Below are 25,008 nucleotides of genomic sequence, written 5' to 3' on the forward strand. Positions count from 1 at the left end.
AGATCAGCATTCCGGGCACGGCACCGTGCCGTCGTTACGACGCCCCCACCACGGCGTCGACGCCTTCATTGGCCAGTTCGTCCGCACGCTCGTTCCCCGGATTACCGGCGTGGCCTTTGACCCAGTGCCACTCGACATCATGGCGACGGGCCAGCTCATCCAGCTGTTGCCAGAGTTCCGCGTTCTTGACGGGCTTTTTGGCGGCGGTTTTCCAGCCGTTGCGCTTCCAGTTCGTCATCCACTCAGTGATGCCCTTGCGCACATACTGGGAGTCCGTGTAGAGCGCGACCCGACACGGCCGCTTCAGAGCCTTCAGCCCCTGGATCGCCGCCATCAGCTCCATTCGATTGTTGGTAGTGCTCTCTTCGCCACCGCGAAGTTCGCGTTTCGCGTCCCCGTAACCGAGCACCGCCCCCCAGCCTCCCGGGCCGGGGTTTCCACGGCAGGCGCCATCGGTATACAGCGTGACGGTGGCATCGGTCATGAGCGGGGCTCTCCTGGTCGGTTAAACGGTCGGACGTTGGCGCTGCGGCGGATGATCGGTCGGGGCACGCGGGCGGAAACCGGTCCGGCGGCTGGCAACGGTAACACTTTGGCGGGCCGCCAGTAACGCCGGCGATCCGTTGGCGCCAGAACCCGTTTCTGGGCCAGCAGGCAATAATAGGCGCCCCCGGGCATGACCCGCTGAGCCGGCTCGCGGCCTTCCAGTATACGGAGCCGGTCCAGCGTCTGTTCGTTCTTCAGCGGCGGACGGAAGAACCCCGTTTCCGCGTGCTCGACTTCCGATTCCAGCAGGTTCAGCCAGTCCTCCAGACGAAACCGCGTCATGAACCGGCCGCACCAGGGTGCCTTCTGGTCGCGGGAGACCAGCTTACACAACCCCCAGTAGCTCAGCGCATTGAAGCCGACCATCACCAGATACCCACAACTCCGCAGAACTCTGGACGCTTCCCGGACGACCTGGTGGGGCCAGCCGGAGAAATCCTGAGCGTGATGCACAACGACCAGGTCCATGGATTCGCTCGGGAACGGCAGCTCTTCACTTCGGCATACCACCACGTTATCGGACAGGCCGGAGGTCCAGATTGGGGTGGTCCGCATACGCTGGGTAAAATCGCTGTTGGCTGCAAGCGGCAAGTCGTGGCTGACGCCAACCACCAGTTGGCGGGCACCCGTGAGCGACTGGGTCAGATTGGCGACCCGGTCCTGCTGATCGCGAAACACCGCCCGCCCCAGAGGGCTCTGGAACCAGGATTCGAAGGCCTGCTGTCGCTGCAACTGTTTCAAGGTGCCTCCCACTGATTCCGGGCGGTGTCGCCGATGCGGTCTGTTGCTCTATGATAGCAGGCACTCACTCAACGGTTACAGGGAGTCCGTCATGCTGACGATTCATCCGGTGCCCGCGTTTTCCGACAACTACATCTGGTGTCTGGCCAATCACGATCGCAAGACCGCGCTGATTGTGGACCCCGGCCAGGCCGCGCCTGTTGAGGCATTTCTGGAAAGCAATGGCCTGACTCCAACGGCCATCCTGGTGACGCATCACCACCCCGATCATGTGGGAGGTGTGAATCAGCTCGCCGAGCGTTACGGTGTAGACACCATCTACGGACCGGACGGCTCGCCATTTGACGGCATCCTGCAGCCGGTCGGTGACGACGATAACGTAACCTGGGAATCCCTCTCCTTCCGCGTCATCCGTGTCCCCGGGCACACGCTGGACCACATCGCGTTCTTCTGCGACCAGGCCGCCGTCGACAATGCACCGGTTCTCTTCTGCGGTGACACCCTGTTCGCCTGCGGATGCGGTCGTCTGTTCGAAGGCAAACCGGCACAAATGCACCAGTCGCTGTCCCGCCTTCGCGCGCTTCCGGACGCAACACGGGTTTACGCCGCTCACGAGTACACGTTGGCCAACCTGCGCTTTTCCCGGCATCTGCTCCCCGAAGACGACGACCTGGCCGCGTTCGAAACCCAGTGCAAGCGTCTTCGTGAAAGCGACCAACCAACGCTTCCCACACCGTTGTCCCAGGAAAAGGCACTCAACCCGTTTCTGCGGTGGGACGACCCGGCCGTGATCGCGGCCGTGTCCGGTGATGGACTGCAAGCGGACGAGGTGTTTGCCCGGGTCCGCCAGGCCAAGGATCGGTTTTAGCGCCCATCTGGTTGCATTTCCTAACCACGTCGTAACCTGATACCAACGGTTCTCTGTTGACCGCTTCAGGGCGGCTCCATAGAATCCGGAACGATTGGCTGCCGCGTCGTTGACGTGGTGGCCAGGCCGATCCGCGATCGGTCTGTGCCCACTTTTGACCGGAATCAATTATGCCGTTGGCCCGTTTCACGTTTGCCTTTGCCATCATCACCTTCCTGACTGCCTGTCAGCATTTTCAATCCGCTGATACGCCATCGGAGGAGGAGCTGATGACGTCGGAGTCCGTCACGGTGGCAACCGGTGACGAGGCTCTGAAGGCGTCCGTCTCGGAACCGACCGACGTCAAGACGCAGACGCCCCAGCGGGCGATGGATGACGCGATTGATACGGCCCTCAAAGACCGGGTCTCGAAAGCCCGTGACCGGCTGGACGAGCCGAAGCCGGCCGGCACCCGTGAGGCTGAGAAGCCCCGGCCGGATCTCTGGGATCGCCTTCGATCCCTTTTTGCCCTCAATCTCGACCAGTCCAACCGCCGCATTGAACAACAGCTCAACTGGTATGCGAACCACCCCCGTTATATCGAACGAGTGGCGAATCGGGCACAGCGCTACTTCTATCATGTCGTGAATGAGGTGGAAAAACGCGGGCTGCCCGGCGAATACGCACTGCTCCCGGTTGTGGAGAGCGCTTATGACCCGTTTGCCTACTCCCATGGCCGGGCAGCCGGGCTCTGGCAGTTCATTCCCTCCACGGGCCGGGCATACGGGCTGGATCAGAGCTGGTGGCATGACGGTCGTCGTGATGTCATCGCCTCGACAGACGCCGCTCTGCGCTATCTCGATGCGCTGAGTCAGCGGTTTGACGGCAACCACCTGCTGGGGCTCGCATCGTACAACAGTGGTGCCGGTACGGTGCTGCGGGAGCAGCGCCAGAACCGCCGCCAAGGCAAGCCGACGGACTACTGGTCGCTGCAGTTGCCAAAGGAAACAAGGGCCTATGTTCCGAAGCTCATCGCGATTTCAAAGCTGATCCGGGATCCGGAAAAATACGGCATCGAACTCCCTCCCATGCCGGACAAACCCTATTTCGAGGTGATTAACACCGGGGGCCAGATGGATCTCGCGCGGGCGTCTGAAATGAGCGGTGTCGACATCGAGGAGATCTATCTCCTCAACCCCTCCTACAATCGCTGGGCCACCCAACCGGATGGCCCACACCGCCTTCTTATTCCGGTTGCCGAGGCTGACACATTCAGGAAGGCACTGTCGGAGATGCCCCCCTCCGAACGGGTGTCATGGCGCCATTACAAAGTCCGCTCCGGTGACACGCTGATTCGCATCGCGGACCGGTACAACACCACCCCGGACGTGATCCGCCGGGTCAACGAAATGCGTTCGAACCTGATTCGCGTGGGACAGCGTCTGCTGATTCCCACCGCGTCGAAGGGGACTGACCAGTATGCAATGAGCGCCAGCCAACGCCTCGCAAGACAACAGGCGTCGACCGATCGGCGCGAGGACGGCACCCGTATTGAGCACATCGTGCAAACCGGCGACACCTTCTGGGATATTGCCCGGGACAATGGTGTCAGCGTACGGGAACTGGCGAAGTGGAACGGCATGGCCCCGGGCGACCCGCTGGTCCCCGGTCAACGACTCGTTATCTGGTCGGAACGTGACAGCTCGACGCTGGTCGCCGCCCGCCAGGCCTCTTCCGACCGTGACATGGTGCGCCGCGTCGGCTATGAAGTCCGCAAAGGCGATTCACTGGCCCGCATCGCCAGCCGGTTTAATGTGAATGTGAGGGACATCGCGGACTGGAACAGTCTGGACATCGACCGGTATCTCCAGCCCGGCCAGAGTCTGGTACTGTACGTGGATATCCGGCGCAGTCCCTGAATGGGCGAACCTTACTGCCCGCGAATAAGAAGCCTCCCGCCGGGGGCAATAACAACCAGAAGTGAGTCGAATCCATGAGGCACCCATACAATGCCCTGAGCGGGCTTGTTCTGTCCGTCCTGTCGACCCTGGCCGTTCACGCTGCCGAGCCAGTGGAACCGGTCCACGCCCTGGCGATGCACGGGGAACCCAAATACGGTCCGGGCTTTGAGCACTTCGGCTACGTCAACCCGGAGGCACCGAAAGGCGGTACGCTCCGTCGGAGTGTCGTGGCCAATGGCTTCGATTCGTTTCATCCCTATGCCCTCAAGGGCGTGGCCGCCGCTGGCATCCAGCAATACGCCTACGATTCCCTCCTGGTCTCATCGGATGATGAGCCCTTCACGATGTACGGACTGATCGCGGAGTCCGTCGAGACGCCGGAGGATCGCAGCTACGTGATCTTTAACCTCCGCCCCGAGGCGCGCTTTTCCGATGGCGAGCCCATTACCGCCGAGGACGTGGTGTTCAGCTATCAGACGCTGGTCACCGACGGACACCCCTTCTACCGGAACTACTATGCCAACGTCGGTCAGGCAACGGCCCTCGGCAAACACCGTGTCCGATTCGACTTTGGCGAGGATACCAACCGCGAGCTGCCTCTGATTCTCGGTCAAATGCCCATCTTCCCCAAACACTTCTGGCAGGAGCATGACTTCACGGGCCCCGGCCTGACGGTGCCTGTAACCAGTGGCCCGTACACCATTGACGAGTTCGAGGCGGGTCGCTCCGTCGTGTTTCAGCGGCAGGAGGATTACTGGGCCGAGGATCTGCCGGTCAACGTCGGCCGACACAACTTCGATCACATCCGGTTCGACTACTACACCGACAGCACAGTCGCGCTGGAAGCGTTCAAATCCGGCAACTTCGACCTGCGCATCGAGAATTCCGCAAAGAACTGGGCCACCGGCTACCAGAGTGACGCCCTGGAGAATGGCCGAATCATCAAGGAAACCCTCGAGCATCAGCGCCCTGCGGGCATGCAGGCGTTTGTCATGAATACGCGCCGGGCGCCGTTCGATAACAAACACGTTCGCAAGGCACTGGCCTATGGGTTCGATTTCGCCTGGACCAACAAGAATCTGTTCTACGGCCAGTACAAGCGCACCGACAGCTATTTCGAGAACAGCGAACTCGCCTCTTCCGGCCTCCCGAGTGATGCTGAACTCAAGCTTCTCGAACCCCATCGGGATGCGCTTCCAGATGCCGTGTTCAACAAGGCGTATCAACCGCCCTCGACTCAGGGCGACAACACCCTTCGGGACAACCTTCGTCAGGCATTGAAACTGCTCAATGACGCCGGCTATGCGATCGAGGACGGGACCATGACGCATCAGCAGACCGGTGAGCCGTTGGCTTTCCAGATCCTGTTGCGGCAGAAGACGTTCGAACGGGTGGTCCTGCCCTTTGCCAGAAACCTGGAAAAACTGGGCATCCAGGTGGATGTACGGCTGGTGGATACCAACCAGTACGTCCAGCGGGTTCGACAGTTCAACTACGACATGATCGTTCAGACGCTGCCCCAGTCCCGTTCACCGGGGAACGAGCAGCGGGACTACTGGCATTCCGTTAACGCCGACGTGTCCGGCTCCAAGAACTACATGGGTATTCAGGACCCGGTGGTCGACGACCTTGTATCGAAGATCATCCAGGCGCCGGACCGGGAGGCGCTCGTCACACGCACCCGTGCGCTGGATCGTGTGCTGCTCTGGGGGCACTACGTGATTCCGCAGTGGTTCCTGGATGTCGACCGGGTGGCCTACTGGCAGAAGCTGTCTCGTCCGGACACGATCCCGGAGAGCGGCACGGACCTGAGCACCTGGTGGTCCGACGAATCGTGATGGTCCGATCGCCCTCCCTGTCCATGACCCGCACCGGAGGTTGATGCATGGGCGTCTACGTCCTCCGACGCCTGCTGCTGATGATTCCCACGCTGATGGGGATCATGCTCCTTAACTTTGTGATCGTTCAGGCGGCGCCCGGCGGTCCCATTGAGCAACTCGTTGCGGAAATGGAAGGCATTCATGGCGGTGCCCTCGATCGGGCAACCGCGCAGGGGGGCGGAGAGGTGTCTGGCAGCGAGGGTTCATCCGGGGAATCCCGGGGCAGTCGCGGTATTCCTCCGGAACTGATCCAGGAGATGGAAAAGCTGTACGGCTTCGACAAGCCGCCCCACGAGCGTTTCCTGAAGATGCTTGGTGATTACGCCACGTTTGACTTCGGCGATAGCTTCTACCGTGACCGGTCCGTTGTCCAGCTCATCATCGACAAGCTTCCCGTGTCCATTTCACTGGGACTCTGGTCAACCCTGATCATCTACCTCATCTCGATTCCGCTCGGGATACGGAAAGCCGTTACCGATGGCTCCCGGTTTGACGTCTGGACCAGCTCGGTCATCATTGTCGGCTACGCCATCCCGGGTTTTCTCTTTGCCATCCTCCTGATTGTGCTGTTCGCCGGCGGCACCTATTTTGACTGGTTTCCTCTTCGTGGCCTCACATCGCAGGGCTTTGACAGCATGCCCTGGCACGAGCAGGTACTGGACTACCTCTGGCACCTGGTGCTCCCGGTCACGGCGAACGTGATTGCCGGGTTCGCCACCCTGACTCTGCTGACCAAGAACTCCTTCCTGGACGAGATTGGCAAGCAGTACGTCGCCACCGCCCGCGCCAAGGGCCTTTCCGAACGGCGCATTCTCTACGGCCATGTGTTCCGCAACGCCATGCTGATCGTCATCGCCAGTCTGCCCGGTCTGCTGATCCAGCTGTTTTTTACGGGGTCGTTACTGATCGAAGTGATTTTCTCGCTCGACGGTCTAGGCCTGCTCGGTTTCGAGGCCGCACTGAACCGTGACTACCCGGTGATCTTTGGCACGCTGTACATCTTCACGCTGATGGGGCTGATCCTGAAGCTGATCAGCGATCTGACTTACGTGGCTGTCGATCCACGCATCGATTTCGAGAGCCGGGAGGGCTGACGTGGCCGGTATGACACTCTCCCCGATACAGCGCCGCCGCCTTCGGAATTTCCGCGCCAACCGACGGGGATTCTGGTCGTTATGGATTTTCCTCGTGCTCTTCGGGCTGTCGCTGTGCGCCGAGTTCATTGCCAATGATCGGCCGCTGGTCGTCTCCTATCAGGGTGAGTGGTATTTCCCGGTTGTAGAGACCGTGCCCGAAACCACCTTCGGCGGTTTTCTGCCCACAGAAGCGGATTACCGGGATGATTTCATTCGTGACGAAATCAATGGCAGTGGCTGGATCATCTGGCCGCCCATCCCGTTCCACTACGACACCATTAACTACAAACTCGACCACCCCTCCCCCGCACCACCTTCAGCGGTTAACTGGCTGGGTACGGACGACCAGGGCCGGGATGTCGTTGCCCGCCTGATCTACGGTTTCCGGATCTCGGTCGTATTTGCCCTGACCCTGACGTTCTTCAGCTGCCTGATCGGCGTTGTGGTGGGCGCGGTGCAGGGCTTTTACGGTGGCAAAATCGACCTGTTGGGCCAACGACTCGTGGAAATCTGGTCGGGACTGCCCGTGCTCTATCTGCTGATCATCCTCTCCAGCATCGTCCAGCCCAATTTCTGGTGGCTGCTGATCATCATGCTGTTGTTCAGCTGGATGCAACTGGTCGACGTGGTGCGGGCCGAGTTTCTGCGGGCCCGGAATTTCGAGTACGTTCGGGCGGCCCGCGCCCTGGGCGTCAGCAATCGCGCCATCATGTTTCGCCATATGCTGCCCAATGCCATGGTCGCGACGATCACGTTCCTGCCATTCATTCTCACGGGCGCGATCACCGCGCTGACCTCACTGGATTTTCTGGGCTTTGGCCTGCCCCCCGGGTCACCCTCCCTGGGGGAACTCATCGCCCAGGGCAAGGCCAATCTGCACGCGCCCTGGCTCGGCATCAGTGCCTTTGTAACGCTGGCGATCATGCTGACGCTGCTCGTGTTCGTCGGCGAAGCCGTCCGCGATGCCTTTGACCCCAGGAAGAACTGATATGACGGACCTGCTGGATGTACGCAATCTGTCCATCGCCTTCAACGGCCAGCCTGTTGTTGAGGATTTCTCGTTCCGGGTGCCCGCCGGAACCACGGTCGCCCTCGTTGGTGAAAGCGGCTCAGGAAAATCCGTAACCGCCCAGTCGGTGCTGCGGTTGCTCGACCGTCATCCCGTCAGCTACCCCTCGGGAAAGATTCTCTGGCACGGTGAAGATTTACTGAAAGCCTCAGAGCGCCGCATCCGGCGCGTTCGGGGTCAGAAGATCAGCATGATCTTCCAGGAGCCGATGACATCCCTCAACCCACTGCATACGGTCGAAAAGCAGATCGGTGAAACGCTGGCCGTGCATCAGGGTATGCGCCCGGCAGCGGCACGGGAGCGAATCCTCGAGTTATTGAAGCTGGTCGGCATTCCACGCCCGGAGCAGCGGCTGAAAAGCTTCCCGCATCAGCTTTCCGGTGGGCAGAAGCAGCGGGTGATGATTGCCATGGCCCTGGCAAACGAGCCCGACATGCTGATCGCGGACGAGCCGACCACGGCCCTCGACGTGACCGTCCAGCATCAGGTTCTGGAATTATTGCGCTCCCTGCAACACCGTCTTGGTATGGCGATTCTGCTCATTACCCATGACCTGTCGATCGTGCGGCACTATGCCGAGGAGGTCGTGGTCATGCAGTCCGGTCGCCGGGTTGAGGCCGGACCGGTCGCGCAGGTCTTCGATTCGCCCCGCAGCGACTACACGCGCATGTTGCTCGACGCCGACCCGAGTGGCACGCCACATCCCTGCCCCAGACCGACCCGCGCACTGTTGCAATGCGAGGAACTGAGCGTTCATTTTCCCATAACGCGCGGCTTTCTGGGCCGCCCCAAAACCTGGTTGACTGCGGTGGACCGGGTCGGGTTCACGCTGCATTCCGGTGAGACGCTGGGCATCGTCGGCGAGAGCGGCAGTGGCAAGACCACCCTGGGCATGGCCCTGTTGCAACTCGTCGATAGCGAGGGACGCGTGCATTTTGATGGGCGCGATGTGTCGCACGACAACCAGAAACAGTTCCGGGCGCTGCGACGCCAGATCCAGATTGTTTTCCAGGACCCCTTTGGCAGTCTCAGCCCCCGCATGTCAGTTGCCCAGATTGTTGGTGAAGGGCTCGAGGTCCACGAACCGGATACGCCGGAGGCCCACGACGAGCGGATCGTTCAGGCGCTGAAAGACGTCGGACTGAATCCTGAGAGTCGTCATCGCTACCCCCATGAATTCTCCGGCGGGCAACGCCAGCGGATCGCCATCGCCCGGGCGTTGGTACTGCAACCGGCACTGATCGTGCTGGATGAACCCACCTCCGCCCTGGATCGGACCGTGCAGAAACAGGTAATCGATCTGCTCAGAGGGCTGCAGAAACGCTATGGCCTGGCCTACCTGTTCATCAGCCATGACCTGGCGGTGGTTCGTGCGCTCAGCCATCGCGTGATGGTGATGAAATCCGGCGAGGTAGTGGAGTCCGGCCCGACCGAGCGAGTCCTGTCCGATCCGATTACCGAATACACGCAGCGACTGCTGGAGGCCGCATTCTTTTATCAGGGACGCCCCGCCTGACGGCGGGAGCGCCTACGACGAAGATCGCCTTAACCTGGCCGTTCAAGTGCGAAAGAATGGCCATATTGGACAACGAGGAGCAATCCGATGGGAATTCTGGACGGAAAAAAGGCCCTGATTGTCGGGGTCGCGAGCAAGCACTCCATTGCCTACGGTATCGCCGATGCCTTTCACCAGCAGGGCGCGGAACTGGCATTCACCTACCAGAACGAGAAACTGCGGCCCCGGGTTGAGAAATTCGCCGAGGCTTGGGACAGCACCCTGACGTTTCCCTGCGATGTTGCCAGCGATGAGGACATTGAGCAGGTGTTTACCGACCTGAAAAAGCACTGGGACCAGGTTGATATCATTGTGCATTCGGTCGGGTTCGCGCCCGCGGAAGAGCTGGACGGCGATTACGTCGACGTCACCACGCGCAGTGGATTCCGTACCGCCCACGACATCAGTGCCTACAGCTTCGTCGCGCTGGCGAAGGCGGGCCGGCCTATGCTCTCCGACGGCGGCGCCATGTTGACGCTGACCTATCTCGGTGCGGAGCGTGTGCTCCAGAACTACAACGTCATGGGCCTCGCAAAAGCCTCCCTGGAAGCCAATGTCCGCTACATGGCAGCCAGTCTTGGAAAACAGGGGGTCCGGGTGAATGGCATCTCAGCCGGTCCGATCAAGACGCTGGCCGCTTCGGGAATCAAAAGCTTCCGCAAGATGCTTGCCGAAAACGCACATCGCGCCCCGCTTGGCCGGAACATCACCAAGGAAGAAGTTGGCAATTCCGCCGCGTTCCTGTCGTCCGACCTGGCCAGTGGTATTACCGGCGAGATCATGCACGTCGATGGCGGTTTCAACATCACCGCAATGAGCCAGGAAGACCCCGAGGCGTAACCCCCCCCGGTGCTGGCTCCCCTGCCGGGCCAGCGCCATTTCTCGAACTGCATCACTGTTCCGGTTTGTAAAAACACGTAACGTCGGGCGGAAAACTCAAGAAGAGTCCGACCGTATGACCGCGAACGTCCGTCACATCCTGCTACTCCTGCTGGTCACGTTGATCCTGAATGGCTGCGCCAGCATGGGGCAGGCCATGAAAGCCAGCCCGTCACTCGCCAATCTCGGCGGCATCGTGACGATTTCTGATCGCTGGCTTGAAGAGCGCTACGTCAACGACGAATCGCAATTCATGAGGGTCAACGGGTACCGGATTCATTACCGGGACATCGGCCAGGGTGAGCCCATCATCCTCATGCACGGGATATTCTCTTCGCTCCAGACGTGGGACAGCTGGGTCCGGGAACTGAGCCGAACCCACCGTGTGATCGCGCTGGATATGCCGGGATACGGCATGACCGGAGCGCCGGAGAATCCGGACAACTTCGACGAGGACAATATCGTCAACACGGTGGCGAAATTCGTTGAACGTCTCGATCTGGACGGCATCACCCTGGTCGGCAATTCACTTGGCGGGTTTGTGGCGTCGCAGTACGCCGCCCAGTACCGGGACCGCGTGGACCGCCTGGCACTGATTGATCCGTTCGGCTACCCCCAGCAGACCCCGTTTCTGCTCGATCTCGGCACCTGGTTCCCGGTCCAGTTCATGGGGCAGTGGGTGCAGCCTCCCTTTTTCGTGACGTTTGCGCTCAGCACGGCCTATGGCGACGCCGACCGGATCAGCGACAGGGACGCTTACCGCTATGTGCACATGTCCCAGCGTGAGGGCGCGAAGCCAATCTACATGGAAACGCTGAAGATGGTGGAGGCGCGGGCGGAAAACAACGATCCATTACCCTTCTACCGGATCAAGGCTCCGACACTGTTGATGTGGGGAGAAGATGATGAGTGGGTGCCGATATCACTGGCGGAACGGTGGCTGGCCGACATTACCCGCTCCGCGCTGGTGACGTATCCAGGGGTTGGTCACATTCCCATGGAAGAGTCGCCGGAGGCCACACTTGAGGATTTCCGCCGCTTCCTGCGCAGCGGTCTCTCCCCCTTCTCAGAGTCCGTTGCCGGGACGCGGGACAAGGCAGGGGAAGAAGGCAGCTGATCGACGCCGCCTCTGAGCGTGGTCGCAGCGCTAATCATCCATCGCGTCCGCGACGGCATCCAGCCAGTCCGCCAACGAGGTGTCGTCCGACTCAAGAACCCGCAGGCCGGATCGATGACGTCCATCTCCGTCGTCCTGCGACCAGATGGTCTCAAACATGAGCGTGTAGTCGGCGCGACCACCGGGACGGGCCAGTTGAACAACACCCACGATCAGGGCGCCGACAGAGAGCGGCTCCGTTGAACAGACCCTCAGACCGTTCGCTGAAAAGTCATGGCCGTCGCAGGCCAGCCAGCGCCCATCGCCAGATTCCTCCGGACCCGGGGCCTCGACCTGCAGCCAGACCCGCGCCCGGCCGCTCAAACGAAACTCATGACGCTGCTCAGTCTCCGTTTCCGGTTGCTCACCAAAGCGATAATCTGGTTCGTTCATCAGCGCCCCACCCTGATTCGCCCGACAACCCGTGACAGAGTGTCCTCAAACTCTGCTTCCTGGCTCAGCAACCGTGCTGAGCCCTCATAAATCCGTTCCTCAAGATCGGTCTCGGTCATCTCTGTGCGGTTCAGTCCCAACCGGTCCACAAAGACCAGCTTACGACTGGCGTTAATCCGCACCGCCAATTTGAGCTTTGTCGGATCGGCTCCCGCCGACGACCGCTCAATCCAGGCGCCCAACTTGAGTTTGCTGATCGCTTCCCGAATCTCCTTCCGGGCCGCTTCCTCCTGGCGCGCTGCCTCGGCTTCCTCAGCGGCCTGGCGCTCCGCCGCCTCGACCGCCACCCGTTTCTCCTCGGCCTCCCGGCGTGCCTGTTCCTCAGCCTCACGCCGCCGTGTCTCTTCCTCCTTCTTTCGACGGATCGCCTCAGCGCGTTCCCGGGCCTGGCGGCGTGCCTCTTCCCGCTGTCGTTTCTGCGTCGCCAGAACCTGTCCGAGCGCCTGAACAGCCTCACGGACGACCTGGCCAAACGGCGTCACGGCAGGCAGCGGTTTCAGCTCCCCACGTTCCAGGGCGGACTCAAATGCATCCCACGCCATAACGCCCAGTTTGACGCCCTCGCCGTTCGTCCAGAGCACATCGGAGGAAGGTTCGAGGTACGCAAAAAAATACCGTCGCTGTTCGTCTGCTCCGGAACCACTGACATACCACTGATGCGACAGGGCGTCGACACGAGCCGGGTCGACGGCTTCCGGATTCAGCCACCTCAGGTCAAAATCTCCCGCGTCGGCGGTTTCCAGAGCCGGGGATTCTCCCCGTATCCGGGCCACCAGCAGCTCATCCAGGCCGGAAAGGGTCTGGCGGTCAAGCGGCTTGCCCAGAATCTGCTGGCCAATTTCCGAGAGGTGGTCGGTGAGCTTCTCACCGACATGATAAAGGCGTTGCCGGTCCCCGTCGGAGAGTGTCGGGTCACCAATCCAGACCAGCCATTCAAGCAGGCGGGAGGCGCGGCGCGCCGAATCACTCTCCATGCCCTGTGACCAGATGGCCTGGCGCAGCAGGGGCAGCCAGATGTGATGAATAAAGTCGAGAATAACGGTGGGCAGGCGACGATCACGGATGGCACGGCCGATCAACGCCCGGGCAGTCTGGTCCGCCGCACGCTGGCGTGATGCACCCTGCTCGGTTTCAAGCAGGCGTTGGCGGAGTTTTCCGATACGGCTCTGTCGCCGTCGTTGGTCCTCCGCCCATTCGTTCACAAACCGGGTAAGTGCGGTGGTCTCTCCGGTGCCGAAGCACTCATCAACGGCCGGCATGAGGTCATCGAGCCGGCGCAGCAGCTGGCGTGCGGACCGTCCGCCGGAGTCGCTCCATCCCCTCAGGGAAACCAGTCCGTCCAGCCAGTCGTGAATCGGATTATCGTGACTCAGCGCCAGTGCCCCGGAACGGTTCACTTGCCAGGCCAGCAGGAATCTCAGGCGTGCCGCCCGGGTGACCAGTGAGGGGTGCAGCCCGGACGTGCTGAGAAAGACATCCATCACCCGATCCGCGAGATAGGCCGCATTCACCTGACGAACGGACCAGAGCCGTTCATCCTGGCGCAGGAGTTCGATCACCCGCGCATCATGCTGCCCCTGCCAACTCTCGCGAAGTATCTGGGTCCAGTCGGCAGCATCTTCCGGCAAGGTCCGGCCGGCCGGATACGGCAGCTCCGGAACCCGAAGCCCCTCGAGAATCGCGTCGACAACGTCAGCCTGTGACTCCGGTGTCTGATCCGGTGCGTGCATGAAAACGGCGTTCCCTTCACTGATCCCGATGCCTTCAAAACCCGGAATGGGAGGCATGGACCACCCATTGCAGCACGTCCGGTTGAAGGCGTCCAATGGCGCTTTCCGAGGTCGTCCGGCAATTGCATTGGACCGGTAAATGCCGCAGTATGACGGGCCTTACCCCAAAGCAACAGGCGGTTTCCGGCGCCGGGCCGACAAGAGCACTCTTGTCCGTCACCTTAATCCTGTTTATCAGGAAACCGCAATAAGAATCTGATTTCGGAGAGATCACAAGAATGGCCGACAAGCAGCTTGAGAACATCAATATCGCGAGTAACGAGGCGCTGATTACGCCCGAGGCCCTGAAAGCCGAGATGCCGCTCGCGGACAAGGCGGCGGAGACCGTCGAGCAAGGACGTGACACGATTCGCAATATTCTGGATGGAAAGGATCACCGGCTGTTCATCGTTGTGGGCCCCTGCTCCATTCACGATGTTGCGGCGGCGCGCGAATATGCCGAAAAACTCAAAACGCTGGCGGACGAGCTCAGCGACACGCTCTACATCGTCATGCGGGTCTATTTTGAGAAACCGAGGACAACCGTCGGCTGGAAAGGTCTGATCAACGACCCGCATCTGAACGACTCCTTCGACATCGAGGAAGGTCTCCAGATCGGTCGTCGGCTGCTGCTGGACATCAACGACCTCGGCCTGCCTGCGGCGACCGAAGCCCTGGACCCGATCTCTCCCCAGTACCTGCAGGACACGATTGCCTGGTCCGCCATCGGGGCGCGAACCACCGAATCCCAGACGCACCGGGAAATGAGCAGTGGTCTGTCCATGCCCATCGGCTTCAAGAACGGGACCGATGGCAGTCTGGATGTGGCCATCAATGCCATGAAGTCCGTCTCCCACCCCCACAGCTTCCTGGGGATTGACCAGAAGGGCCAGGTGTCCATCGTCCGGACCCGCGGCAACGAATACGGTCATGTCGTGTTGCGTGGTGGCGGTGGCAAGCCGAACTACGACTCGGTTTCGGTGGCATTGTGCGAGAAGGAACTGGAGAACGCGGGACTGCGGCCATCACTGATGGTCGACTGCAGCCATGCCAACTCCAGCAAGGATCCGGCCGTTCAGCCGCTGGTGATTCAGGATGTGGCGCACCAGATCATTGAAGGCAACCGGTCCATCCATGGGCTGATGGTGGAGAGCCATCTCAACTGGGGCAAACAGTCCATCCCGGACGACCTGTCCGAGCTCAAGTATGGGGTCTCGGTAACCGACGCGTGCATCGATTGGGAAACCACCGAAAAGGCCCTCCGGGACATGCGGGACAAACTCCGGGACGTCCTGCCCAAGCGCCTGGACTGACGTCCTTGACGGGCTCCGTGGAACGGAGCCCGTCCTGCCCTGCTTACTGCCCCACCCAATCGAGCTGGTCGCGCAACCGGACCACGTCACCGATGATGATCACAGTCGGCGCCCGCACACCACGGTCGTTCACGGTTCCGACGATGGTTTCCAGGGTCCCGGTAACCGTCTGCTGATCGGGTAGTGTGCCTTTGGAAACCAATGCGACCGGCATGTCGGGCCGCATTCCGTGGGCCACCAGCTCCCGGACGATGACCGGCAGTCCGACCAGCCCCATATAGAACACCAGTGTCTGGTGCGACTGAACGAAATCATCCCATGGCAGGTCACAGCTGTCGTTCTTGAGGTGGCCTGTCACAAACCGCACGGACTGGGCATGATCCCTGTGGGTGAGCGGGATGCCGGCATACGCCGCACAGCCGGAAGCGGCCGTGATGCCCGGCACGACCTGGAAGGGAATCCCGGCCCGGGACAGCCATTCGATCTCCTCGCCGCCGCGACCAAAAATAAATGGATCGCCTCCCTTGAGACGGACAACACACAGTCCCTGGCGGGCCAGTCCAATCAGACGCTCATTGATCTCATCCTGAGGCAACGTGTGTTCCGAACGACGCTTACCCACATGGATCAGACGCGCCTTCGGATTGATCCGAGCCATGATTGCATCAGACACCAGCCGGTCGTACAGCACCACATCGGCCTTACGTATCAATCGATCCGCCTTGAGTGTCAGCAGATCCGGGTCGCCAGGCCCGGCGCCCACCAGAAAAACCTGCCCTTGTGCGGTGTCTGATTCCTGCATGGTATCCCTTATTGGCTGGTCAAACGCTCCACGCCGCCCATGTAGGGTTTCAGCGCATCAGGCACAACGATGCTGCCGTCCGCCTGCTGGTAATTCTCCATGACCGCGATCAACGTCCGGCCAACGGCCAGGGCCGACCCGTTGAGCGTGTGCACGTACTCGTTCTTGCCAGTCTCTGGATTCTTCCAGCGTGCGTGCATCCGACGCGCCTGGAAATCACGGGTATTGCTGCAGGACGAAATTTCCCGGTATTGATCCTGCCCCGGCAACCAGACCTCGAGATCGAGCGTGCGGGTCGCAGCAAAGCCGAGATCACCGCCGCACAGCTCGACAACCCGGTACGGCAGGTCGAGCTTTTTGAGAATGGTTTCTGCATTACCGGTCAGTTCCTCCAGCGCCGCTTCGGACTCTTCCGGACGGACCACATGGATCAGTTCCACCTTGTCGAACTGGTGCTGACGGATCATCCCACGCGTATCCCGCCCATACGACCCGGCCTCGCTGCGGAAACAGGGCGTATGACTGACCATCTTCAGCGGCAGCTCCGCGTCCGCGAGGATGGCGTCCCCGACCAGGTTGGTGACGGGCACCTCCGCCGTGGGGATGAGGTACAAATCGCGTTCGGCCTCTACCTTGAACAGATCGTCCTCAAATTTCGGCAACTGCCCCGTCCCGTACAGGGCATCGGCATTCACAATGTACGGAACATACACCTCGGCATAACCGTGCTCGGCCGTGTGAGTGTCCATCATGAACTGGGTCAGCGCACGGTGGAGACGGGCAACCGGCCCACGCATCACCGCAAAGCGCGATTGGGCCAGGTGGCTTGCGCGGTCAAAGTCCAGTCCGTGGTTCAGGGCTTCGCCAAGGCTCACGTGATCACGCGCCTCAAACTCGAAGGCCGGCGGTGTTCCCCAACGGCGCAGCTCCACGTTATCGCTGTCGTCTTCGCCTTCCGGAACGGTTTCTGCCGGGATGTTCGGAATGGCCGAGAGAAAATCGGTCATCTCATGCTGAAGGTCGCGCAGGGCCTCCTCCGCCTCGCCTTTCCGGCGTTTGAGATCCTCGACTTCCTGCAGTAGCGGTTGGATGTCCTCCCCAGCTGCCTTGGCCTTGCCAATGCTCTTGGACCGGCGGTTCTGCTCACTCTGGAGTTCTTCGGTCTGAACCTGCAGGGAGCGACGACGGTCCTCCAGGCGGCGGAAGGTTTCCAGGTCAAACCTGTAACCGCGCACGGCCAATCGTTCAGCAATGGTTTCGGGTTCGCTACGAACGGTCTTCGGGTCGAGCATGTCGTCCTGTCCGGGTCGTTGATCGGATTTCGGCGGGGCGCTCCTGCGCCGCCCGCCAGCGCAAAATCAGGGGCGCCCTGCGATGTCGAACGCTCTTGGGGCACCATTACAAAAAAGGCCCAGTATAGCGTTCTGGAAACGGATGGACCACGCCCTGTCCGGGGTCCGCGTAAAGCACGCACTCTGCCTTGCTCAGGACAGGCTATGGATCAGAATCGGCCTCCCGATTCAGGCGCCTGAGCCGGAGGAATCCCGGTAGCGTTTGCGGGGGCTCGCCTCATTGCGGGCATCCAGACGTTGTCGCTTCTCGGAAAGTTTGATTTCCAGACCGCGCTCAACGGGATGGTAATAGCGTACGTCAGCGAGTTGCGGCGGTAAATAGACTTCTCCGGCTGCAAAGGCATCCGGCTCATCATGGGCGTACCGGTATTCATCGCCGTGGCCCATGGATTCAAGCAGCTTGGTTGGCGCATTACGCAGGTGGATCGGGACCTCGTAGTCCGGCTGTTTCCGGATGTCCGCCACACACCGGTTGTAGGCGTTGTAGACGGCGTTGCTTTTGGGAGCCAGGGCCAGGTAGGTGCTTGCCTGTGCCAACGCCAGCTCCCCTTCCGGCGATCCAAGTCGCTCCTGGGTGTCCCAGGCATCAAGACTGATCCTTAGTGCCCGGGGGTCGGCATTGCCAATGTCCTCACTGGCAATTCTCACCAGCCGCCGTGCCACGTATACCGGATCGCACCCGCCATCGAGCATCCTGCACATCCAGTACAGGGCTCCGTCCGGGTCCGAGCCACGTACGGACTTGTGGAGCGCCGAAATCTGGTCGTAGAAAACATCACCGCCCTTATCAAAGCGGCGCAGACTCGACTGCATGACCTGCTCAAGCACGTCGCCTGTGATACGGGGCGAACCGTCGGACTCCGGCTCCGCCAGATCGGAGGCAACCTCCACGATATTCAGCGCGCGCCGGGCATCCCCATCCGCCGCGGCGGCAATGGTTTTCAGCAGGTCATCGCTGGCCGTGACGCGCCCGTCCAGGCCTTCCGGCTGTTCGATGGCACGTCTGAGCAGTGCCACCAGATCGTCCTCGTCGAGGGTCTTGAGAACATAGACGCGGGTTCGGGAGAGCAGCGCGCTGTTGAGTTCGAAGGAGGGATTTTCGGTAGTGGCACCCACAAAAATCACCGTACCCGCCTCAATGTGCGGCAGAAAGGCATCCTGCTGGCTCTTGTTGAACCGATGAACCTCGTCGACGAACAGCAGCGTGTCCCGCCCTTCCGTCTCACGCCTATGGCGGGCCCGCTCCACCGCATCGCGGATGTCTTTGACGCCGGAGAGGACCGCCGACAGGCTCTCAAACGTCACATCCGTACACTCGGCCAGCAGACGGGCAAAAGTGGTTTTCCCGACCCCGGGCGGCCCCCACAGAATCATCGAGTGGAGGTGGCCTTCCTCCACCGCCCGGCGAAGCGGCTTGCCCGGCCCCACCAGATGCGACTGACCGGCATAGTCAGTGAGCGTTCTGGGTCGCATGCGGGCCGCGAGCGGCTCAAAGCCCGCGGTGTCGGTGAACAGCCCGGGCTGCATGTCAGCGGGTGTCCCGGATCACGTCCACCGAGTCCGGGTAGTCGAGTTCGAAAACACCGTCACTGATCGGATCATTCAGCAGGACGTTCTCAAAGGCGATGATCGTTCGCTGCTCCAGGGAGTCGGTCAGACGCATCTCACGGACCACGCCATCCCGGAAATGCAGGCGCAGCGACAGAAACAGAGCATCCTGACTGCGCGGGACCAGTTTAAACACCGTCGCGGCATTGTCGGTCCCGACCCGCGATACCCGGTAGTTCTCCGAGAGACTGCCCACTTCCCCACTCAGCAACAACGCCGGCGTCTTGCTGACGCGCTGTGTCATGTCGCGGATCGTCACCTGCTTGAGGTCCGGGTCGTAGACCGTCACCGTTTCACCATCCGCCACGATCGTCTGATTCATGGGCGGATCGCTTTTCCAGAAGAAAAGCCCCGGACGCTTCGCGCGCACCCTGCCGCTCGTTTCCTGAACGGTCGAGCCGGAGCCATCCACCACCACCTGACGAAAATCGGCCTCGAACGACCGGTAATCGGACAAACGATCCGCCAACGCACTGGCATCGTCATGGCTTCCGTCAGACTCAGCCGCAGCAAGCGGTAAGGCCAGCAGGAGCCCGAGCAGGACTCGCCCTATCAACGTCATTCACAACTCTCCTAGTCTTTGGGGGGTGGCGGCGCCAGCACCTCGCGGGCCCCGTTATGCCCGGCAGCGCTCACAACGCCCGCCGCTTCCATGGCGTCCACCAGGTTCGCAGCCCGGTTGTAACCAATCTTGAACTTCCGCTGAACGGAGGAGATCGAGACGCGGCGCCCCTCGGTGACGAAGTACACCGCCTCATCGAACAGGGCATCCTGCTCATTGTCGCCATCGTCGGACAGGGTCGGTACGCCCGGCAGACTCTCTCCCTCGGCGCCTGAGAGGACGTTGTCCTCGTAGATCGGTTCGCCCCGCTGTTTCCAGGCCTCGACAATCCGATGCACCTCGTCGTCGTCCACGAAAGCGCCATGCACCCGTACTGGGTGACCCGAGCCGGGTGGCAGGTAAAGCATGTCGCCATGGCCGAGCAACTGCTCCGCTCCGCCCTGATCCAGCACCGTCCGTGAGTCGACCTTGGACTGGACCGAGAACGAGATCCGGGTCGGGATGTTCGCCTTGATCAGCCCGGTGATCACATCCACCGACGGCCGCTGGGTCGCCAGGATCAGGTGGATGCCCGCCGCCCTCGCCTTTTGCGCGATCCGTGCAATCAGTTCTTCGACCTTCTTGCCGACAATCATCATCATGTCGGCGAACTCATCAATCACAACCACGATGTGTGGCAGGGCTTCCAGTTCGGGGCGTGCGTCTTCGGTCCCTTCCAGGCTCTCTTCCGGTTTCCAAAGCGGGTCGCCTATGGGCTCGCCGGCCGCGGCGGCGTCACGGACCTTGCGATTGAAGCCGGCCAGGTTCCGCACGCCGAGCGCGGCCATCAGCTTGTAACGCCGCTCCATCTCCGCCACACACCAGCGAAGTCCGTTCGCAGCCTCCTTCATGTCCGTCACGACCGGCGCCAGCAGGTGGGGTATGCCGTCGTAGATATTCAGCTCAAGCATTTTCGGGTCCACCATGATGAAGCGGACCTCTTCCGGGGTGGACTTGAGCAGAATGCTCAGGATCATCGCGTTGACGCCCACGGACTTGCCGGAGCCGGTTGTGCCCGCAACCAGCAGGTGGGGCATCTTGGACAGGTTCGCCACCATGGGGTTACCGCCGATGTCATTCCCCAACGCCATCGTCAGTGACGATTTCGAGCCAATCCAGGCGTCGGACGACAGCACCTCCTTGAGGCGAACCATTTCACGCTGCTCGTTGGGAATCTCAATCCCCACCACCGATTTTCCGGGAATCACCTCCACCACCCGCACACTGATCACGGCCAGTGAACGGGCCAGGTCCTTCGCCAGGTTCGTGATTCGACTGACTTTCACTCCTGGGGCCGGCTTGATTTCAAACCGGGTGATCACCGGGCCGGGGTTCACCTCGACGACCTCGACTTTCACACCGAAATCGCCAAGCTTTTCCTCCAGCAATTCCGACATGTACTGGAGCGACTCCTTGGAATACCCCGGCTTCTGATCCGGGTCCGGGGGGTCGAGAAGATCGAGGGACGGCAGCGGGCTGTCCACATTATCGAAGAGCGACGGCTGTTTTTTCCGGGCAGCCGGTTTTTTCGCTTTCTTCTTTCTGGGCGCTTCGGTCGGCGCCGGCTCCGCGTCGTCACGGGAGTACGGCGTGATTCGCAGGTCTTTTTCAGACTGCCCGGGGGCATCGGCATCCGGCTCTGCACTGATGCCTTCAGCCAGTCGAGCGGGCTCAGCGCTCTCTGTCGTTGCGCCTTCCAGTTGCGGCTCAACACGAGCTTTTCGGATTCTCACCCGGCGACGGAACCAGCCCAACGGCGACCAACGACCTTTCTTCGGCGGCGCTGGCACCACCCGGTCGTTCACAATGGGCGGTTCCTGCCGCGCTGGGGTCTCCTGATTGGCATCCGACACCTCCTTCGGTTTGGGGCGCACGGCGTCTTTCAGCCACGCGAGAAACCGGAGGGTCCAGGCCCCCAGGGTGTCCATCACACGAAACCAGGACAGGCCCGTGAACACGGTCAGTGCGAACAGAAAAATCGCGACCAGCAACAGGGTCGCCGCAGGCAGATTAAAGGCCGACACCATGGCATCGGACACTTCCCGCCCCAGAACACCGCCGGCATCGGCGTCCAGGCCCATCACGGCATACAGAGACAGCAGACTGGTTCCGCTCAGAAGAATCAGGACAAAGCCGCCCAGCCTCAGGGCCGCCAATGGCGCGTGGAAGCCGCCGGCATCACGGCGCTGGCGAATGAGATGGATCACCTGAACCGCTACCAGTGCTGGGAACAGGAAGGCGACCTTGCCAAAGAAGTCCATCAACAGGCTGGCAATCCAGGCTCCGGTCCGACCGGCATAGTTGGTGACATTGAGGTCATGGCCGATACTGGACCAGCCCGGATCGGCCGGATTGAAAGACACCAGCGCCATCGTCAGATAAAGGCACAGCGCGATCAGCGCAATGACCGCTCCTTCCCGACCCCCCTGGGCCAGCAACCGGCGGAATCGCCGCTGTTTTTCAGTCAGCCCGGACTGGGCCTGGGCACTGTTTTCTTCCGACATGGATCTCCGTGCTTCGATGGTTCCGCCCGGGAACCGGGTCGTCAGGTGCTGAGCTGGTCCAGTCCTCGTGCGAGGTCCGTCTTGAGGTCGTCCAGCGACTCGAGCCCGACGGACAGGCGCACCAGATTCTCGGTAATCCCGGCCGCTTCCTTATCCTCCGGCGACAGCCTCCCGTGCGTTGTGGTCGCCGGGTGGGTGACGGTGGTTTTGACGTCGCCCAAGTTCGCCGTGATCGAAATCATCCGTGTTGCGTCCACCAATTGCCAGGCTTCATCACGACCGCCTTTCACCCGGAAAGACACGATACCGCCAAACCCGGACTGCTGTCGGGCCGCCAACGCATGTTGTGGGTGTGACGGGAGCCCGGCGTAGAACACTTCCTCGACCTCAGGACGCTGCTCCAGCCACTCGGCCAACGCTAACGCATTTTCGCAGTGAGCGCGCATACGAATTGGTAACGTTTCCAGCCCCTTGAGGAACACCCAGGCATTGAACGGACTCATGGTCGGCCCGGCCGAGCGCAGGAAGCCGTAGACCTCTTCCATGGTCTTGTCGTCACCAACCACGCAGCCGCCGACGCAACGCCCCTGCCCATCCAGATACTTGGTGGCCGAATGGATGATGATATCCGCGCCGTGCTCCAGCGGGCGTTGCAGGATTGGTGTGCAAAAGCAGTTATCCACAACGAACCACGCTCCCTGCTGCCGGGCAAGGTCCGAGATGAACGCCATGTCCGCCACTTCGCACAGCGGATTGGAGGGCGTTTCGAGAAACAGCATCTTCGTTTCAGGTCGGATGGCAGCTTGCCATTCCGCCTCGTCGGTCAGTCGAACGAAGGTGGTGCTGACCCCGAAACGTCCCAGGTATTTCTGGAGAAGCACGTTCGTGGTACCGAAAACACCACGGGAACACACCACATGGTCCCCGCTCTGGAGCAGCGCCATGCATGTGGCAAGGATCGCGGACATACCGGAGGAAGTAGCGACCGCCCGTTCGCCACCTTCCATCGCCGCGATCCGTCGTTCGAAGCTTTGTACCGTCGGGTTAGTGAACCGGGAGTAGATGTTCCCCGGCTCGTCACCGGCAAAGCGGGCAGCCGCCTGGGCGGCACTGCCATAGATGAAGCTGGACGTTGGATAAATGGCGTCGCTGTGTTCGAGTTCCGGCGTTCGGTTCTGCCCCGCACGAAGCGCCAGCGTTTCGATGGACGCGCCCTGCATGTCGGACTCCGGAATCGTCGTTTGCTGGTATCGAATGCGGCTCATGGCTGTCTCTCTCTCACCGGACACATGGCTATGGTGCCCTCAGTCATCATTGTGCAGGTCGATGACATCGCTGTCTTCGAGCGTATGGCGACTCTCGCGGCGTTCCTTGTTGTCGTCACTGCGTTCGCGCTCCAGTGCCGTCAGATAGTCCGAATGGACATCGCCGGTGATGTACTGACCATTGAATACTGATGTTTCCCACCCATCGATGTCCGGATTCACATCGCTGACACACTGAATGAGATCGTCCAGATCCTGATAGAGCAACCAGTCCGCGCCGATCAGTTCCTGAATTTCTTCAATGGTCCGCCCATGCGCAATCAATTCGCTGGCCGCCGGCATATCAATGCCGTACACGTTCGGATAACGGACCGGCGGTGCGGCCGACGCAAAATACACCTTTTTCGCACCGGCATCACGGGCCATTTCGACGATTTCGTCACAGGTCGTTCCGCGAACGATGGAGTCATCCACGAGCATCACGTTCTTGTCGCGGAACTCGAGATCAATCGGATTGAGCTTCTGACGGACCGACTTCTTGCGCATGGTCTGGCCCGGCATGATGAAGGTCCGGCCAATATAGCGGTTCTTGATGAACCCTTCCCGGAACTTCACACCCAGACAATGGGCCATCTGCATCGCCGAGGTGCGGCTGGTATCGGGAATCGGCATGACCACATCGATGTCATGATCGGGGCGCTCACGCTGCACCTTGTCGGCCAGCGTTTCCCCCATCCGCAGGCGGGCCTTGTATACGGACACCTGATCGAGGATGGTATCCGGCCGTGCGAAGTACACATGCTCGAAAAGACACGGGTACAGACGCGGATCGTCCGCACACTGTTCGGTGTGCAGCGTGCCATCGGTTTCGATATAGATCGCCTCACCCGGCGCGATGTCCCGGACCAGTTCAAAGCCGCCAGCGTTCAGCGCCACACTCTCCGACGCGATCATGTATTCGGTGCCCTCGTCCGTCTCGCGGACGCCATAACAGGCCGGTCGGATACCATTGGGATCACGGAAACCAATCACGCCGTAGCCGGTGATCATTGCGATCACGGCATAGGCGCCCCGGCACCGCTTATGGACAGCACGAACCGCCGCGAACACATCATCCCGGGTCGGGTTCAGTTTGCCGATCGCCTGCAGTTCATGAGCAAAGACATTCAGCAGGACTTCAGAATCCGAGTTCGTATTGATGTGGCGAAGATCCGTCCGGAAAAGGTCCCGGCTCAGTTCGTCCGCGTTCGTGAGGTTGCCGTTGTGGGCGAGCGTGATGCCGTAGGGACTGTTCACATAAAAAGGCTGCGCTTCGGCGGAGCTGGAGCTGCCCGCGGTCGGGTAACGGACATGCCCGATCCCCACATTACCGACCAGCCCCTGCATGTGGCGGGTACGGAAAACATCCCGCACCAGCCCATTGTCCTTTCTCAGGAAAAAGCGGTTGTCTTCGTATGTCACGATGCCGGCAGCGTCCTGCCCCCGGTGCTGTAGAACCGTCAACGCGTCATAGAGCGTCTGATTGACGTTCGAGGTGCTGACCAGACCGACAATGCCACACATTGATTGAC

18 protein-coding genes and 3 pseudogenes are annotated in these 25,008 nt (G+C 61.0%); 9 read left to right on the plus strand and 12 right to left on the minus strand.

The window, feature by feature from the left end:
• Positions 1-34: 34 nt before the first annotated feature.
• The gene (gene rnhA, locus C8D92_RS03870) at positions 35-484 is read right to left on the minus strand and encodes a ribonuclease HI (protein WP_095610539.1); all 450 of its coding nucleotides are present in this window, start codon (positions 482-484) and stop codon (positions 35-37) included.
• Positions 481-1,287: a class I SAM-dependent methyltransferase gene (locus C8D92_RS03875; RefSeq protein ID WP_243402345.1), complete on the minus strand. Its 807-nt coding sequence runs from the start codon at positions 1,285-1,287 to the stop codon at positions 481-483. The genes rnhA and C8D92_RS03875 overlap by 4 nt, the downstream gene beginning before the upstream one ends.
• Before the next feature lie 91 nt (positions 1,288-1,378).
• On the opposite strand from C8D92_RS03875, the gene gloB reads away from it, so the two are divergent.
• From gloB to C8D92_RS03915, 8 genes are all read left to right on the plus strand, one after another.
• Positions 1,379-2,155, plus strand: a complete 777-nt coding sequence (gene gloB, locus C8D92_RS03880) for a hydroxyacylglutathione hydrolase (RefSeq protein WP_116918450.1) — start codon at positions 1,379-1,381, stop codon at positions 2,153-2,155.
• 170 nt (positions 2,156-2,325) lie between these two features.
• Positions 2,326-4,053: a LysM peptidoglycan-binding domain-containing protein gene (locus C8D92_RS03885; protein ID WP_116918451.1), complete on the plus strand. Its 1,728-nt coding sequence runs from the start codon at positions 2,326-2,328 to the stop codon at positions 4,051-4,053.
• A gap of 74 nt (positions 4,054-4,127) precedes the next feature.
• Complete coding sequence (locus C8D92_RS03890; protein WP_228151129.1) at positions 4,128-5,933, plus strand: extracellular solute-binding protein; 1,806 nt, start codon at positions 4,128-4,130, stop codon at positions 5,931-5,933.
• Between the two features lie 47 nt (positions 5,934-5,980).
• A complete protein-coding gene (locus tag C8D92_RS03895; protein ID WP_116918452.1) occupies positions 5,981-7,069 on the plus strand; it encodes a microcin C ABC transporter permease YejB in 1,089 nt (362 codons plus the stop codon).
• A 10-nt stretch (positions 7,070-7,079) separates the two neighbouring features.
• Complete coding sequence (locus tag C8D92_RS03900; protein ID WP_116918617.1) at positions 7,080-8,099, plus strand: ABC transporter permease; 1,020 nt, start codon at positions 7,080-7,082, stop codon at positions 8,097-8,099.
• Position 8,100: 1 nt separating this feature from the next.
• Entirely contained in the window at positions 8,101-9,696 is a 1,596-nt protein-coding gene (locus C8D92_RS03905) for an ABC transporter ATP-binding protein (RefSeq protein ID WP_116918453.1), read from the plus strand.
• Between the two features lie 87 nt (positions 9,697-9,783).
• Positions 9,784-10,575 (plus strand): enoyl-ACP reductase FabI, encoded by a 792-nt coding sequence (locus tag C8D92_RS03910; RefSeq protein WP_116918454.1) that lies wholly within the window; start codon positions 9,784-9,786, stop codon positions 10,573-10,575.
• Between the two features lie 115 nt (positions 10,576-10,690).
• Complete coding sequence (locus C8D92_RS03915; protein ID WP_116918455.1) at positions 10,691-11,731, plus strand: alpha/beta fold hydrolase; 1,041 nt, start codon at positions 10,691-10,693, stop codon at positions 11,729-11,731.
• Positions 11,732-11,761: 30 nt separating this feature from the next.
• Here C8D92_RS03915 and C8D92_RS03920 read toward each other — a convergent pair whose 3' ends face one another.
• A complete protein-coding gene (locus C8D92_RS03920; protein WP_095612035.1) occupies positions 11,762-12,163 on the minus strand; it encodes a PilZ domain-containing protein in 402 nt (133 codons plus the stop codon).
• Positions 12,163-14,010 carry a DUF1631 family protein gene (locus tag C8D92_RS03925; RefSeq protein ID WP_243402346.1) on the minus strand — a complete coding sequence of 616 codons (1,848 nt, stop codon included), beginning with the start codon at positions 14,008-14,010 and terminating at the stop codon, positions 12,163-12,165. Before C8D92_RS03925 ends, C8D92_RS03920 begins: the two co-directional genes overlap by 1 nt.
• Positions 14,011-14,231: 221 nt before the next feature.
• Between C8D92_RS03925 and C8D92_RS03930 the strand changes: the two genes are divergently transcribed.
• Positions 14,232-15,305, plus strand: coding sequence for a 3-deoxy-7-phosphoheptulonate synthase (locus tag C8D92_RS03930; protein WP_095612034.1), 1,074 nt, complete (start codon positions 14,232-14,234; stop codon positions 15,303-15,305).
• Between the two features lie 43 nt (positions 15,306-15,348).
• Here the strand turns inward: C8D92_RS03930 and cobA are convergent.
• The 8 genes and pseudogenes from cobA to purF form a co-directional block, all read right to left on the minus strand.
• Positions 15,349-16,089: pseudogene (gene cobA, locus C8D92_RS03935) on the minus strand (uroporphyrinogen-III C-methyltransferase); the annotation flags it as partial.
• Between the two features lie 26 nt (positions 16,090-16,115).
• Entirely contained in the window at positions 16,116-17,399 is a 1,284-nt protein-coding gene (serS, locus tag C8D92_RS03940) for a serine--tRNA ligase (protein ID WP_116918457.1), read from the minus strand.
• Positions 17,400-17,627: 228 nt separating this feature from the next.
• Positions 17,628-18,986, minus strand: coding sequence for a replication-associated recombination protein A (locus tag C8D92_RS03945; RefSeq protein ID WP_116918458.1), 1,359 nt, complete (start codon positions 18,984-18,986; stop codon positions 17,628-17,630).
• Position 18,987: 1 nt separating this feature from the next.
• Positions 18,988-19,629: an outer membrane lipoprotein periplasmic chaperone LolA gene (lolA, locus tag C8D92_RS03950; protein WP_116918459.1), complete on the minus strand. Its 642-nt coding sequence runs from the start codon at positions 19,627-19,629 to the stop codon at positions 18,988-18,990.
• A gap of 11 nt (positions 19,630-19,640) precedes the next feature.
• Positions 19,641-21,146, minus strand: a pseudogene (locus C8D92_RS16010) (DNA translocase FtsK); the annotation flags it as partial.
• 495 nt (positions 21,147-21,641) lie between these two features.
• Positions 21,642-22,172, minus strand: a pseudogene (locus tag C8D92_RS16015) (DNA translocase FtsK 4TM domain-containing protein); the annotation flags it as partial.
• Between the two features lie 41 nt (positions 22,173-22,213).
• Positions 22,214-23,437: an O-succinylhomoserine sulfhydrylase gene (locus C8D92_RS03960; protein WP_116918461.1), complete on the minus strand. Its 1,224-nt coding sequence runs from the start codon at positions 23,435-23,437 to the stop codon at positions 22,214-22,216.
• 39 nt (positions 23,438-23,476) lie between these two features.
• Complete coding sequence (purF, locus tag C8D92_RS03965; protein WP_116918462.1) at positions 23,477-25,000, minus strand: amidophosphoribosyltransferase; 1,524 nt, start codon at positions 24,998-25,000, stop codon at positions 23,477-23,479.
• Positions 25,001-25,008: the final 8 nt, after the last annotated feature.

Source organism: Tamilnaduibacter salinus, from assembly GCF_003096655.1.
In the GTDB taxonomy this organism is placed as follows: Bacteria; Pseudomonadota; Gammaproteobacteria; order Pseudomonadales; family Oleiphilaceae; genus Tamilnaduibacter; species Tamilnaduibacter salinus.

Excerpts from the sequence above, each read along its gene's own strand:
- C8D92_RS03905 (WP_116918453.1), top strand. The coding sequence starts at position 8,101 with ATGACGGACCTGCTGGATGTACGCAATCTGTCCATCGCCTTCAACGGC.
- C8D92_RS03910 (WP_116918454.1), top strand. The coding sequence starts at position 9,784 with ATGGGAATTCTGGACGGAAAAAAGGCCCTGATTGTCGGGGTCGCGAGC.
- C8D92_RS03960 (WP_116918461.1), bottom strand. The coding sequence starts at position 23,437 with ATGAGCCGCATTCGATACCAGCAAACGACGATTCCGGAGTCCGACATG.
- C8D92_RS03885 (WP_116918451.1), top strand. The coding sequence starts at position 2,326 with ATGCCGTTGGCCCGTTTCACGTTTGCCTTTGCCATCATCACCTTCCTG.
- gloB (WP_116918450.1), top strand. The coding sequence starts at position 1,379 with ATGCTGACGATTCATCCGGTGCCCGCGTTTTCCGACAACTACATCTGG.
- C8D92_RS03915 (WP_116918455.1), top strand. The coding sequence starts at position 10,691 with ATGACCGCGAACGTCCGTCACATCCTGCTACTCCTGCTGGTCACGTTG.
- purF (WP_116918462.1), bottom strand. The coding sequence starts at position 25,000 with ATGTGTGGCATTGTCGGTCTGGTCAGCACCTCGAACGTCAATCAGACG.
- C8D92_RS03930 (WP_095612034.1), top strand. The coding sequence starts at position 14,232 with ATGGCCGACAAGCAGCTTGAGAACATCAATATCGCGAGTAACGAGGCG.
- C8D92_RS03900 (WP_116918617.1), top strand. The coding sequence starts at position 7,080 with ATGACACTCTCCCCGATACAGCGCCGCCGCCTTCGGAATTTCCGCGCC.
- C8D92_RS03895 (WP_116918452.1), top strand. The coding sequence starts at position 5,981 with ATGGGCGTCTACGTCCTCCGACGCCTGCTGCTGATGATTCCCACGCTG.
- lolA (WP_116918459.1), bottom strand. The coding sequence starts at position 19,629 with ATGACGTTGATAGGGCGAGTCCTGCTCGGGCTCCTGCTGGCCTTACCG.
- rnhA (WP_095610539.1), bottom strand. The coding sequence starts at position 484 with ATGACCGATGCCACCGTCACGCTGTATACCGATGGCGCCTGCCGTGGA.
- C8D92_RS03945 (WP_116918458.1), bottom strand. The coding sequence starts at position 18,986 with ATGCAGCCCGGGCTGTTCACCGACACCGCGGGCTTTGAGCCGCTCGCG.
- C8D92_RS03925 (WP_243402346.1), bottom strand. The coding sequence starts at position 14,010 with ATGCCTCCCATTCCGGGTTTTGAAGGCATCGGGATCAGTGAAGGGAAC.
- C8D92_RS03890 (WP_228151129.1), top strand. The coding sequence starts at position 4,128 with ATGAGGCACCCATACAATGCCCTGAGCGGGCTTGTTCTGTCCGTCCTG.
- C8D92_RS03920 (WP_095612035.1), bottom strand. The coding sequence starts at position 12,163 with ATGAACGAACCAGATTATCGCTTTGGTGAGCAACCGGAAACGGAGACT.
- serS (WP_116918457.1), bottom strand. The coding sequence starts at position 17,399 with ATGCTCGACCCGAAGACCGTTCGTAGCGAACCCGAAACCATTGCTGAA.